The organism is Sphingomonas sp. SP6, assembly GCF_058313435.1.
The window spans coordinates 364,416-377,978 of the sequence record NZ_JBZFLG010000004.1 but is presented as its reverse complement, the minus strand read 5'-3'; the positions used below and the strand labels follow the sequence as shown (position 1 = coordinate 377,978).

Below are 13,563 nucleotides of genomic sequence, written 5' to 3'. Positions count from 1 at the left end.
AACCGTCCGGTTCATGATCCTCATGCAATGGGGTCGCGTCGGCAGCAACCTTGTCGTCAACATCATCAATCAATCGCGCGAAGCGACGCTGACCAACGAGAGGTTCAACACGATCCGGGAAGCGGATGCGCAGCTGGCTTGGTACCGGGAACATTACCAGTTCGACACCGCCACGCCGACGCACCGACTGATCGGCACGAAGGAGAACATCATCACGCTTGCCGATCGACAGGGGTTCGTAGAGCGCCTTCGCGCCGATGGCATCCGGATCATCCGCATGCGGCGAGACAATCTCGTAAAGGCCGCGATCTCGCAGGTTCGCGCGCAACTCTACGCCGAGCAGAGCAAGGCGGAGACGGGCAAGGCGATCTGGGCGATCCGCAAGGGCGAGACCCCACTCGGTCCGACCCAGATCGACCCTGCCGATCTCAGGTGGCGGATCACATCCATGGATCAGGCTCGTCAGGCCTTGATGAGCGCCTTCGCACCGGAAGAGGTCCTGGACATCGAGTACGAGCAGATTCTGAACACACTGCCAGACGTCGTCGCTCGCTTGCGCAAGCACTTGGATCTACCCGACGACAAGCCTTTCCGGGTCCCATTCGAGAAGGCCACCCCGGACGATCTGCTTACGATCGTCAACAATTACGACGAGGTGCAGCGTTCGCTCGTCGGCACGCCCTACGAGGCGATGATGCCCGTCCGGCAGGCGGTCGGCTAGAGGATCAGACGTCAGGCCGCAGGCATCGCCGGCTTCGCTCGAGACGGGCGACGCACCTTCGACCTTACCGCCGCGCTGGCTCTGAGCATACGGAGGATCTCGGCATAGCGGGCAGACTGGATGCCGCCTTCGGCCGAGATCTCGGCTCGGCGAAGCAGCCGCAGAAACGTTCTGATCGGCTCCGCGTCGTCTCGACCGATCACCTCGGGAAGCGGCTTGTGCGGCAGCGGGGTGATCGCGCGAGGATGATCGCTTTCGACCGAGTAGCCGTCGAAGACATAGGCCGCATGATCCCAGAAGGTCGGATCCTCCACGTCGTCGCAGAGCGCCGCAAAGGTCGTCACCGGGCGAGCGATCGACCAAGCGAGTCTCTCGGCATCGTCGGCCTGGTCCGCGATGACGGTGAGATGGTGCAGGAACGTCGCCGCGGCGGCAACGCCGACGAAGTGGACGAACTGCGCCGCATTGTGCCGATGCACGTGCAACACGGTCTCGGGCCGAGACGGATCGATCTCGACGAGCTTCGCCGTGATCCGACCGAACAGACAGTCGCGGAGCGCTTCCGCTTCCGCCCGGCTGGCCGTCGAGCGGCTGTGCACGATCGTGATCCGCGCGTCGGCCCCGTGCCGCTGGACTCCCTTCGGAAGGGTCGCGATCCCCGGCTGGCGGAACGCGGCGCTGCAGGGCCACGCGGCCAGCGCCGTGCGCGCCTCGGTCGGGGCGGACGTGAAGTTCCAGAGTCCGGCGTAGTAGAGGCTGGCCTCACTCGTCAGCGCGCTTTCCGCCGCAGCCTGGGCGCTGGGCGGCACACGAAGCGCCTCAACCCTATCGTCCATCCCGGCGACGCCAGATCGATAGGTATCCGTCACCGCGTCGGAAATCGGGTAGGTCGCGAAGCCCGACAGCACGGAGCCCAGGAACCGGTGCTCCGGTTGGCCGAGATGCGGCAGAGCGGCCGCGAAGAAATCGTCCGCGCTGAACTCGTTGAGATGATAGCTATTCAAGCTTCGTCCCTGCCCGAAGTACCATGGATCATTCGGACAGGTGATGTAGATGAGCCCCGACCCGCGAACCGCCCGTTTGAGCAGCGACAGGAATTTATCGGGGTCCGCGAGGTGCTCGATCGTCTCCACGCACGAAATGACGTCGAAGCGCCCCAAGCTCGAACGGCTGAGGAACTCGACCGCATCGTGGACCTGAAATAACAGTCCGTCTTGCTTGAAGGTCGCGCGGGCGTTGCTGATCGCCTCTGGCGAGACGTCGACCCCAACGACCTCTTTTGCCCCGAAGCGATCACGCAGGAGCCACGCGCCGAGGCCTTCGCCGCACGCAAGATCGAGCACGCGCTTTCCCTCGACGAGATGCGCGAGGGGCAGGTAGCGAGCGGCGTGGATCGACAGCTCTGCGGGCGAGTAGCTCGCAGCGTCGGACAGGCTGAGACGTTCCACCCGCCCGCCCTAGCGGGCGGCGCTCGCCTAAGAAAGGGCCGGCGATCTCCGCGGGACCAGGTGATGGTTGCTAGGCGGTTCCCCCGGAGCTACGCGGCCGCCTGCCGGCCCTCGACAGCGCGCCTCCCCGGCAGCACGCGCAGACGGACGATCATCCCCCGGGCGCATGGATCCGAAACAGCGGTGCGCGACGACGCGGCCGTGGACATCGGCGAGGCGACCGTCCTGATGGGCGCCTCACGGAGGATAGCTTGAACGACACGCCGGAGACGATCACCCCGCCCCATGCCTTCGGCCCGGACGCTCGTGCGCGGGTTCGATCGGGGCTGCGCATCTGGCAGAACACCGCGCCGCCGGCCGCTGGCTGGACGGCGGACACCTTCGCCAAGGGACCGCTCACCGACGCGATCGTGACCGACACGGCGCAGCTGGTCGCTCCAGGGCTAGATCCGACCGTCGGACGCTGGACCCGCATCTGGGGACCGCGCGCGAACAGGCTGCGCGCCAACGGCGGCAACCCGATCTCGCCCGCGATCATCGCGAGCAATGGCGGGCGCTGCCGGACAGAGTTCTCGAGCCACGCACGCGCTGATGCGTCGATGCTCGGCTGGCTCGCCTACCACCTCGGCCACGGCGGCCACGAAACGGGCGGGACCGGCTACCTCGACATCATCAACGCCGCAGGCATGCCCGACGAGGCGTGGATCCCGTATCCTTACGCCGCAGCATATCCGGACACGGTGTTCGATCGAGCGGCGTCCAACGGCACGCGGGACCGCGTCGCGCTCGACACGGTGATCCAGCCGCACGGTCGTCATTGGGATGTACCGGCGGGGAGCCGAACCGGCATCGACTTCGACTGGGAGGTGGCGGACGGCCGCTTCGGCGTCGATGCGACCAGCGCGCTGCTGACGTCGGCGGCGCGGTGCCGTTTGGCGGGCCAGCAATGTTCCCTCTACCTCAATCCGCTGAATGGAGGGAATGCGGAGCTTGAAGGTCTCGACGCGCTCGATCTTTGGGAGCTTCATGCAGCGTTCGATTACATCTCGGTCCTGGTCTACGCGCGATCGTTCGAGGGCGACGCCGGGCAATCGATCCGAAACCAGCTCGAACTGCTGACCGGGCCGCATGGCGACAAGCCGATCGACTATCGCAAGATCCGCCTAACCGTCGGGATGGGCGCCGCCTCGGACATGCTGACCCCCGCCGACGCCGTGCTGTGCCGCCAAGCGCTGGACGGCGAGCTTCCCGGATGCCCACCGGGCGTGGCTGAGAGCAAAGCGATGGGCGGCGTCCTCTTCTGGCCGAATTCCGGCGCGCCCGGGGGCTCGCTCAGCCGGCCCTACAATCAGGTCATCGCTGCCGTGCTCGGGCTTCCTCATCGCCGCTGACGGGAGGCGAGCTGTCGACCAGCAGGAGGCGGCTTGGCACAGGCGAGCGCTTCGTGCCCCACTCCGGGCATTCCCAGCCGCCCAAGCATCGCGAAAAGACCCGTTCGCATCCGGCGGACAACACTTTTAGGCTTGCCTTGGGTTCAGGCTTTCCGCCACCGCCCCGCATTATGCGGCGCTCGTGACCGATCCCAACTCGCCCCCGTCACCAATGCCGCGCATCCTGACCCGCACGGGTCTGCCCTACTTCGTGACGGACGCGGGCGAGCCCTGGACGCCCATCGGGCATAACGACGCCGTGACCTGGCCCGAACTCGCCGGGCTGTTCCGCCGCCGCGACCTCGCCGGGGTCGAACGGCATCTGCTCTGGCTGCGTGCGCACGGCGTCACCTGCATCCGGTTGATGCTGGAATATTGCCACGGCGAGCACCGCTACCTCGAGCGTCCCGCCGGCGCGTTCGCCCCCAACATGGTGCGGCTTTGGGACGACCTGTTCGCGCTCTGCGAACGCACCGGCATGCGCCTTCTGCTGACACCCTACGACACGTTCTTCATGTGGGTCCGGTGGGCGCATCACCCGTATCGCAAGGGCAACGGCGGCCCCGCATCGGCCCGGGGACACTGGCTGACCTGTCCGCAGACCCGCAGCGCGATCAAGCGGCGGCTCGCCTTCGCCAGCGATCGCTGGGGCGGCAGCCCGGCGCTGTTCGCCTGGGATCTCTGGAACGAGATCCATCCCGCGCACGGCGGAGACGATCCGCAGACCATCGCGCCCTTCATCGACGACGTGGCCGATTGGCTGCGCACGCACGAACGCGGACGCCGCGGCTGGGCCAACCTCCAGACCGTGTCCGTGTTCGGCCCGGTGCTGCTTCAGCATCCCGGCCTGGCCGAGCCGATCTTCCGCCATCGCGCGCTCGATTTCGCCAACACCCACCTCTACGAAAAGGGCACCATCGACGATCCGCGGAACACGGTCGAACCTGCGCTGGCGGTGGCCCGGCTGATGGCGGTCGCGGTCGACGAGGCCCGCGATGGTCGCCCGGTGTTCGATTCGGAACATGGCCCGATCCACCGGTTCAAGGACAAGAAGACGACGCTGTCGGAAGCGTTCGACGACGAATACTTCCGCCACATCCAATGGGCGCACCTTGCCAGCGGCGGCACGGGCGGCGGCATGCGCTGGCCCAATCGTCATCCCCACGTGCTCACCCAGGGGATGCGGGACGCGCAGCGCGCGCTCGCCGCGGCGCTGCCCCTCGTCGACTGGACCCGCTTTCACCGCCGCAACCTGTGGGGGCGGGTCGGTTGCAGCGATCCCGGGGTCGCCGTCGTCGGCTGCGGCGACCGGCATCAGGCGATCGTCTGGGCGGTACGGACCGACGCGCTGGGGGAGGACGGGCGCGTGGCGGAGCGGCGAACTGCCGACCGCGCGACCCTGACGGTGCCCGGTCTGGCCGATGGGGCGTACCGCGTCGCTCGGCTCGACACCCGCTCCGGGCGGATCGTCACGACGTGCGAGGCGACCGCGGACGCGGGCGAGCTTGCGGCCGACGTCGGGCCGATCGCGGCCGACGCGGCCTTCGTGATCGCCGACGCAGGGTCCGCATAAGCCGCGCCGCCGCCAAGGCCGCTCGACCCGGCGGCGTTGTTCGACCTGCTAGAGACCGACGTCGCAGAGTATGCTGGGACGTCACGCGCTTCGGACGACTGTCGCGGAAAGGTGAAGATCGATCTTCATGCCGTTCCCGCCTTCGCTGTCGATCTTGCCGGCCGGCACCGCGTCGCGCCCGGCGCCGCCGCGCGACCCGCAGGGGTCGGCGGCGATGACGTCGGCCGCCGCCTGCATCTATTCCGTGCTCTCCTGGCACTCCGCGCCGCTCCACCCCGGCTCATCCAGAAGGAGGTCGAGTTTCGCGATCGTGTCCCTGCGAACCTCCCGGCAAGTGCGTCCTCGGGGAGGAGAGATGGAGACGTCATCGGCGATCGCCTCCTTGATGCGCGACATCGCGGCGCGGCTGAGGATCCCCTCGTTTTGCAGCTCCCGACACATCTGCACGAAGCCGATCGCCACCGCATGGCCGCTCAGGCCGACGTTCGAGATGTCGAGATGAAGCCGCTTATGCGCCCGGAGATCATCGTTCATTGCCAGTCCCCAAGAAGTCGTCCCCGATCAGGCCTTCTGCCGAGCATGACGATCCGCTCGCGCTTCCGACCGCCTGTCCCGCGGATCACTGGCTCCGATCACGCAGCGGAAGCCGATGTGCCCCGTGGAGGTGTCGACCGTCTCCGGATGGCGCGCCGCGGGGCGATAGCGTTGACAATAGTTGGGGGCGCACAGATGCGACCCGCCCTTGAGCACGCGGCGCGGAAAGCGCGCGGAGACCAGCGGATCGATGCTGGCGAGCGCCGCCCCACCACGCGGGTTCGCGGGGATACAGCAGCTCTTCGCCTTCGTGCCACGCTCCGGCGTCGCCCACCAATCGGCGGTCCACTCCCAGACGTTGCCGATCATGTCATACAGCCCGAACCCGTTCGCCGGAAAGCTGCGAACGCGCGAGGTCCGCGTCCAGCCGTGCGGCGACTGGTTGGCGAAGGGAAACAACCCGAACCACGTGTTCGCCATCACCTGCCCGCCGGGCGTCAGGTCGTCGCCCCAGGCATAGTCCGCGCCCTCGAGACCGCCGCGCGCCGCATATTCCCACTCGGCCTCGGTCGGCAGGCGCTTGCCCGCCCAGCCGGCATAGGCCTCCGCGTCGGCGGCGGTCACGTGGACGACCGGATGGTCCGCCAAAGCGTCGATCGAACTGTCCTTGCCGGTGGGGTGCCGCCAGTCGGCGCCTTCGCGGAACGCCCACCAGCGCGTGGGATCGGCGGTGTCGATCGGCACCGGCGACTTCTCGAACACCGCCGAGCCGGCGCGCGCCTCGGCGGGGTCGAGCCCGGGATAGTCCCTGGGGTCGGGCGCGGTCTCGGCAGTGGTGACGTGCCCGGTCGCCGCGACGAAGCGGGCGAAGTCGGCGTTGGTCACCGGCGCCTCGTCGATCCAGAAGGCGTCGACCCGCACCGTTCGCGCAGGCGCCTCCTCCGGGTAGAAGCGGTCGGACCCCATCATGAACGCGCCGCCGGGGAGGATACGCATCCCCGGCGGCGCCACGTCGGCCGAACGCAGCTCCGACGCGACGTGTCCGGTCATCACTGCTTCCCGGCCTGGGTGATCTTGGCGGCTTCCTCGACGAAGGACTTGCTGTCCTTGGTCCGGTGGATCTTGCCGCCGAGCACGTCGTCCCAGGTGATCAGCGGATACAGATTGTTCTCCTGCGCCTGCTGATCGAACAGCGCCTTCAGTTCCGCCAACTTGGCGGGGTTCTGCTTGGCAAGGTTGACGCGCTCGGTCAGGTCGGTGTTGAGATCGTACAGCTCCCAATTGGTCTCGTCGAACTTCTCCTTGCCCTCGGTGCCTCCGGGCAGACGGTTCGGCAAATGGAGCGACGCCTTCCAGCCATCCTGGTAGATCGCTCGCGATCCGAAGATATAGTAATATTGCGTGTGGTGCCGCGACGGCGCCGCTGCATCACCGATCGAATAGGCGAGCGACACGCCTTGGATCGGCTTTTGCGGAATACTGCGGATCGCACCGGGCGCGGTGATGCCGAGGATCTCCAGCGTCGTCGGCAGCACGTCGATCACGTGTCCATATTGCGTGCGGATGCCGCCGCCCTGTTTGATCAGCTTGGGGTAGCTGACGATCATCGGATTGCGGGTGCCGCCTTCGGCGTTCGCGTCGGACTTCCACAGCCGGAATGGCGTGTTCGCCGCCTGCGCCCAACCAAGCGGATAATTTCCCTCGGTCGCGGCCGGGGTGCCGATCTCGCCGATCTTGCCGAGATTGTACTTGATGTTCTCCTTCTCCGGCAACGCCTTGGTGAACAGGACGCGGTCGATATCGCCGTTGAGCGTGCCTTCCTTGCTCGCGCCATTGTCGCCGATCATCACCACGAACAGCGTATTGTCGTACTGCTTGGTCTCTTTCAGGTGATCGATCAGCCGTCCGATCTCATGGTCGGTGTAGGTCAGGTAGCCGGCGTACACCTCGATGAACCGGGCATAGAGCTTCTGCTCGGCGGGCGGCAGCGAAGCCCATGCCTTGATCGCCGGATTGCGGTCCGGCAGGATCGTGTTCGCCGGGATGATCCCCATCTGCTTCTGCCGCTCGAACACCTGCGTTCGGTAGGCGTCCCAGCCGGCGTCGAATTTGCCCCTGTATGCGTCGCTCCACTGCGCCGCCACCTGGTGCGGCGCGTGCGTCGCGCCGGGGGCGTAATAGAGGAAGAACGGCTTGTCGGGCGCCGCCTTATGCTGCTTGTCGATATAGCTGATCGCCTTGTCGGTGATCTGCTCGCTCAGATGCCGGCCATCGGGCTTCACATGGACCTGATCCTCGACCAGGTCGGGCTTGTACTGGTCGGTCTGCGAACCGAGGAAGCCGAAGAAGTGATCGAAGCCCTTGCCGGTGGGCCAGTGATCGAAGGGACCGGCGTCGCTCGCCTCCTCGTCAGGCGTCACCCCGTACTTGCCGACCGCGAAGGTGTTATAGCCGTTGTCCCTCAGGATCTCGGCGATCGTCCCGTCTTCCGAGGGCAGCCGGCCGTCCCAGCCGGGGAACCCGGCCGACAGGATCGTGTGCGAGAAGCCCGAGACGTGGACGGCCCCGCTGTTCCGTCCCGTCAGCAAGGCCGCCCGGGTCGGCGCGCAGATCGCGGTCGTGTGGAAATTGGTGTAGCGCAGCCCCTGTTGCGCGAGGCTGTCGAGCACCGGCGTGCTGATCCCGCCACCGAAGACGCTTGCCGCGCCGAAGCCGACGTCGTCGATCAGGATCCAGACGACATTGGGCGCGCCCGCGGGCGCCTTGACCGGCTCCGGCCAGCACTCGCGCGAGTCGGCGAGCGTGCGTCCGATCTTGGCCGGGCACGCGGCCGGCTGTTGCGCCTGCGCCGCAAGTGGCGTCAGCGCGAAGGCGACGGCTGTGGTCAGCATTGTGAGGCGGTGCTTCATGGATCGATGTCTCTGCTGTTCGGGATGGATGGGAGTCAGCGCGCCGGCTGGGCGAGGCCCGGCAATCCGGGCTCGAAGGTGATGGTGATGCGCGAGACATCGCCGTCGAACTGACCGTGCGGGGTGCGGTAGTCGGTCACGGTCACACCGGTGTCGCGTCCGGTGTCGAGCATTTCCCCGAGCGCCGCGGGCACCATCAGCGTCCGCGGCAGATGGCCTCTTGCGATCACGGCGCCGCCGCTCGCCAATTCCACCGTCGCACCCTTGCCGAATCCTTCGGAGGTGAAGCTCACGCGCAGCCGCTGCGGGCCCGCGCCGAGCGGCTTGATCGCGGCGATCCGGTAATTCTCGTCCGGCCGAGTGGACATCGCATAGGCCAGCACCGGTCGGCCGCGATCGAGGAACAGGCTCCAGCCGCCATGATGGCTGCCGACGGCAAGGACGACGCCGGATGCGTCCGCCTTCGCAGGTGTGATGTCGGCGTCGACGGTGAACGAACGTCCGGCGAAGAACGGGCCCGAATATGCCGGCACACTGACGTCCGCGCCCCAATAGTCGAACCGCAGCCGCGGCGGGATGCCGAAACCTCCGCGCGCCGTGCCGAACCGGTGGTCGAGCGGGAAGACGCCGTTCGCCTCGGCTTCCTTCCGCCATGTTCCGATCATCGCGCGCATCACGTCTGGGTGCTGCGCGGCGACGTTGTCCGACTGTGAGAAGTCGGTGCGCAGGTCGTAGAGCGACCAGGTCGGGGTCGATCCCGGCGGCGGCGCATCGTCCCACGGCTTGCGGCCGTCCTCGCTGCTCGCGAACCAGCCGTCCTTGTAGAGGCCGACCTTGCCCATCATCTCGAAATATTGGGTGCGGGGCGTGTCGGGCGCGCAATCCGCGAGGCTCGGCAGCAGGCTCGTGCCGTCGAACGCCTTCTGTCGGACGCCGTAGACCGTGGTCGGAAACGGCAGGCCCGCGGCCTCCATCAGCGTCGGCGCCATGTCGACGACGTGCCCGAACCGCGCGCAGGTGGCGCCAGGGCGCGCGACGTGGCCCTTCCACGAGATCACCAGGTCGTTGCGGATACCGCCGAGCATCGAGGCATATTGCTTCGTCCAGCGCAGCGGCGTGTTCATCGCCCACGCCCAGCCGGCGGGGTAGAGCTGGTAGGTGTCCGGCCCGCCCTGCTTGTCGAGCGTCGAAGCCAGATAGGCGTCGTCCTCGTTGATGTGGTTCGCAAGGTGGCCGAGTTCGTTGAGCGTGCCCTGCGGACCGCCCTCGCCGCTCGCGCCGTTGTCGCCGGAGATCATCGCCACCAGCGTCGTGTCGAGCACGCCCATGCGGTCGAGTTCGGCGAGGATGCGGCCGACCTGCTCGTCCTGGTAGGTGAGCATCGCCGCGGCGACCTCCATCGACCGGGCGGCGAACGCGCGCTGCTGTGGCGTGAGCGAGGACCAGGCCGGGATGCCGTCGGGCCGCGGCGTCAGCTTGGTGCCGGGCGGGATGATCCCGGTCGCGAGCTGGCGCCGGTAGGTCTCCTCGCGGACCTTGTCCCACCCCTGGTCGAACTTGCCCCGAAAGCGCGCGATGTAGGAGGGGAGCGCCTGATGCGGGGCATGCAGCGAGCCGGGAGCGTAATAGAGGAAGAACGGCTTGTCGGGGTCGGCCGCCTTCTGGTTGTGGACCCAGGTGACCGCGTCGTCCGCCAGCCGCTTGTCGAGCAGTTCGGTCGGCGCGTCCGCGTCGCGGTCGGGGATGCGGTTGGTGCCGCGGTAGAGCACCGGGCTCCATTGATCGACGTCGCCGTCGAGGAAGCCGAAGAAATACTCGAAGCCGAGCCCCGTCGGCCAGCTGTCGAACGGCCCCGCAGGCGTTCCTTCGCCGGGGGTGATGTTGTGGTGCTTGCCGAACATCGCCGTGCTGTAGCCGTTGAGCCGCAGGATCTGCGCGACCGTGGCGGTCGCGGGCGGGATGCGTCCTTCGTAGCCCGGAAAGCCGCTCGGGCTGTTGGTAAGCATGCCGGTGCCGGCGTTGTGGTGGTTGCGCCCGGTGAGCAGGGCCGCGCGGGTCGGCGAGCAGATGCCGGTCGTGTGAAAGCGGTTGTACCGCTGCCCGGTGGCGGCGAGGCGCTCGAGGTTCGGGGTCGGCACCGGCCCCCCGAAGGCGCTCGAGATGCCGAAGCCGACGTCGTCGCTCATCAGCAGGAAGATGTTGGGCGCTCCCGCCGGCGCGCGCACCCGCTCGGGCGCGGCGGGCTTGGACTCCTCGACCCGTTCGGCGATCGTCCCGGTGAAGGGGCCGCGCGGGATCGGCAGCGTGGTCCGATTGGTTTGCGCAGCGGCCTGAGCGCCGACGGTCCACGCGATCGCCGCGGCCGAGAGCAGGAGACGCCGGCTTACCGACCTGCTCACAGCTTGGTCCTCAGCGTCACGCCGTAGGTGCGCGGCTCGCCGAGGATCGAGGTGACGAGCCCGGTCGTCCCCGGCGAGAGGGTCTGGAAATACTCCTCGTCGGTCAGGTTGCGCGCCCACACCGACAAATCCCAGCGTGCGTCGTCGAAGCGAAGGCCGAGGCGAGCGTTGAGGACGCCATAGCCTTCGACCTGGCCGTAGCGACTGTTGCTCGACGAGGTGTTGAACGAGGAGCGATGCGAGAAGTCGGCGTGGCCGTAGAGCTCGACCTGGCGCGATCCCCAGTCGCCGATCGGCTGCGCGAGGTCGGCGCCGAGCGTGTAGGTGAATTTGGGGACGCCGGCCAGCTGCTGCCCGGTGAGATCCTGGATCGCGCCCAGGTTCGCACGCTCCGGCGCCTGCGGGGCGTTGGTGTAATCGCGGTACTTGGCGTCGGTGTAGCTGAACGAGCCGGTCAGCGACACCAATCGGGTCGGGCTCCACGAGAGGTCGCCCTCCACGCCGCGCGAGCGGACGCTGGGGATGTTGGCGATATACTGCCGGATCGTGTTGTTACCCTGATCGACCGTGATCGCCGTTTGATAGTCGCTGATGTCGGTCCAGAAACCGGCGAGGTTGAGCGTCACCGCGCGATTGAGGAACTGGCTCTTGAGACCGACCTCATAGGCGTCGACCTTTTCGGGCTTGACCTCGGGCGGGATGCCCGGAGGCAGCGCGGTGAGGTTGAGACCACCCGACTTGTTGCCCCGCGAATAGGATGCATAGACCAGCACGTCGGGCGCTATCTTGTAGGAGATGTTCGCCAGGCCCGAGAGGCTGTTGTCGTCGAAGCCGGTCGAATAATCGATCACGGGATTGAACTGGTTGCGGATCGCTTGTGCCGCGGTGGCGACCGCCGCCGGCAGGCCGGAGAGATCTGCTCCGGCCACCGGGAACTGGTGATATTCGCCGTCCTTCTTCTCGTGGGTGAAGCGCAGGCCGCCGGTCAGCTTCAGCGCGTCGCTGACGTTCCAGGTCGCCTGTCCGAACGCCGCCAGACTCTTGGTCTGCGGGGTCGAGGTCGAATCGGCCTCGAAGCCGTTGAGCGCGGCGTTGCCGACGGCCGCGGGGACCGTCGGCAGGTTCCAGTTGGCCGCGGCGGCGCCATAGGCGGTCGCGCCATAGCCGCGGACGATCTGCCAGAAATAATAGCCGCCGATCACGTAATCGATCGTGTTGGTCCCGGTCGAGGCGAGTCGGACCTCCTGGCTGAACTGCCGCTGGCGATTGGCCTGCTGGGCCTTGGTGATCACTGGCAACGCGGTGCTGTCGCCGTCATTCGCCGGATCCCAGTCCCACCAGCGGTAGGCAGTGATCGACGTCAGCGCGGCGCGACCGAGATCCCAGTCGATTTGGCCCGACAGGCCGTAGCTGCGCATGTCGGCCTGATAATGCCCGTCGGAATCGCCGATCCGCGCGAACGGATCGACCGGCAGCGGCGTGTAGCCCGCGCGGGCCGCTCGGGCGCGGAAGTTGTTCGGGATCGTCACCCCGTTGTCGTAGGTATCGAAGATGTTCGCGACGACGTTGAGGACGAAGTCCTGCTCCTGCTTCGCATAGTCGCCGATCAGCTTGACCGACAGCGAACTCGTCGGCTTGATCAGGAGCTGGCCGCGTACCGAGACGTTGTCGTAATTCTGCGCCTCGCGCTGCGTGGTGACGTTGTACAGATAGCCGTCATGATGGGTCAGGGCGGCGCTGAGCCGCAGTGCGACGGTATCTGCAACGATCGGGGCGGAGGCCGAGCCGCGAAATTGATAATAACCGTAGTTGCCGCCGCTGGCCTCGCCAGAGAACTCCGGCTCGAAGCTCGGCGCACGGGTGGTGATGTTGATGGCGCCCGCGGTCGTGTTCTTGCCGAACAGCGTGCCCTGGGGTCCGCGCAACACCTCGATCCGGTCGAGGTCGACGAGGTCGAACTGCGATTGCCCGACGCGGCCGTAGAACACATTGTCGATGTAGATGCCGACGCCGTTCTCCAGCCCGTCGTTGGTCAGCGCGACGTTCGAGCCGAGCCCGCGAATGTTGATGTTGGTGTTGCGCGGGTTGAAGCTGAACACCTGGAGCGAGGGGACCAGCTGCTGAACCTGACCAAGGGTGAAGTTCCCGGTCCGCTCGAGCTGCTCCTGCCCGACGACGCTGAGCGCGATCGGCACGTCCTGCGCGCGCTCCTCGCGGCGGCGGGCGGTGACGACGACGTCGCTCCCCGCGGCGTCGTCGGCTGCGGGCTCGGGAGCGGCCGCGGCCGGGGCGGCGGCGGCCGCGGCGGCGGTGTCCTGCGCCGCAGCGCTCGCAGGATGAAGAGCGGAACCGGCAACCCCGAGGAACAGGAGCCGCGCGAATTGCGGAGATCGCGTCGTCACGTTGGTCGATCCTTCATGCAGGAGGCCCGGGCGAACCGCGCAGGCGCACGGCAGCGCGCCGCCGCAGGGCGCGGCGAACGTCAGGCAAGTCGGTGAACGGGCAGCGCACCGCCCGGCGGAAGTTCAGACCTTCTCGGTCGTTCGGCT

Annotated in this window: 10 protein-coding genes; 3 read left to right on the top strand and 7 right to left on the bottom strand. The window is 67.4% G+C overall.

Going from position 1 to position 13,563, the window contains the following annotated elements; all coding sequences use genetic code 11:
• Positions 1-13: 13 nt before the first annotated feature.
• Positions 14-721 carry a hypothetical protein gene (locus AC4GYY_RS15275; protein ID WP_491121742.1) on the top strand — a complete coding sequence of 236 codons (708 nt, stop codon included), beginning with the start codon at positions 14-16 and terminating at the stop codon, positions 719-721.
• A gap of 11 nt (positions 722-732) precedes the next feature.
• Here AC4GYY_RS15275 and AC4GYY_RS15270 read toward each other — a convergent pair whose 3' ends face one another.
• Positions 733-2,169 carry a class I SAM-dependent methyltransferase gene (locus AC4GYY_RS15270; RefSeq protein WP_491121740.1) on the bottom strand — a complete coding sequence of 479 codons (1,437 nt, stop codon included), beginning with the start codon at positions 2,167-2,169 and terminating at the stop codon, positions 733-735.
• 251 nt (positions 2,170-2,420) lie between these two features.
• Here AC4GYY_RS15270 and AC4GYY_RS15265 point away from each other — a divergent pair, with 251 nt between their 5' ends.
• Both AC4GYY_RS15265 and AC4GYY_RS15260 read left to right on the top strand, forming a co-directional pair.
• Positions 2,421-3,560: a hypothetical protein gene (locus tag AC4GYY_RS15265; protein WP_491121738.1), complete on the top strand. Its 1,140-nt coding sequence runs from the start codon at positions 2,421-2,423 to the stop codon at positions 3,558-3,560.
• Between the two features lie 181 nt (positions 3,561-3,741).
• The gene (locus AC4GYY_RS15260; protein WP_491121736.1) at positions 3,742-5,172 is read left to right on the top strand and encodes a glycoside hydrolase 5 family protein; all 1,431 of its coding nucleotides are present in this window, start codon (positions 3,742-3,744) and stop codon (positions 5,170-5,172) included.
• A gap of 81 nt (positions 5,173-5,253) precedes the next feature.
• Here AC4GYY_RS15260 and AC4GYY_RS15255 read toward each other — a convergent pair whose 3' ends face one another.
• Genes AC4GYY_RS15255 through AC4GYY_RS15230 form a run of 6 tightly spaced genes read right to left on the bottom strand, consistent with a single transcriptional unit; the run spans position 5,254 to position 13,416 of the window.
• Positions 5,254-5,409, bottom strand: coding sequence for a hypothetical protein (locus AC4GYY_RS15255; RefSeq protein ID WP_491121734.1), 156 nt, complete (start codon positions 5,407-5,409; stop codon positions 5,254-5,256).
• Complete coding sequence (locus tag AC4GYY_RS15250; RefSeq protein ID WP_491121733.1) at positions 5,410-5,706, bottom strand: hypothetical protein; 297 nt, start codon at positions 5,704-5,706, stop codon at positions 5,410-5,412.
• A 27-nt stretch (positions 5,707-5,733) separates the two neighbouring features.
• On the bottom strand, positions 5,734-6,702 hold the full coding sequence (locus AC4GYY_RS15245) for a formylglycine-generating enzyme family protein (protein WP_491122023.1): 969 nt from the start codon (positions 6,700-6,702) through the stop codon (positions 5,734-5,736).
• Positions 6,703-6,755: 53 nt separating this feature from the next.
• Entirely contained in the window at positions 6,756-8,597 is a 1,842-nt protein-coding gene (locus AC4GYY_RS15240; RefSeq protein ID WP_491121732.1) for an arylsulfatase, read from the bottom strand.
• A 53-nt stretch (positions 8,598-8,650) separates the two neighbouring features.
• A complete protein-coding gene (locus tag AC4GYY_RS15235) occupies positions 8,651-11,014 on the bottom strand; it encodes an arylsulfatase (RefSeq protein ID WP_491121731.1) in 2,364 nt (787 codons plus the stop codon).
• Positions 11,011-13,416, bottom strand: coding sequence for a TonB-dependent receptor (locus AC4GYY_RS15230; RefSeq protein ID WP_491121730.1), 2,406 nt, complete (start codon positions 13,414-13,416; stop codon positions 11,011-11,013). The genes AC4GYY_RS15235 and AC4GYY_RS15230 overlap by 4 nt, the downstream gene beginning before the upstream one ends.
• Positions 13,417-13,563: the final 147 nt, after the last annotated feature.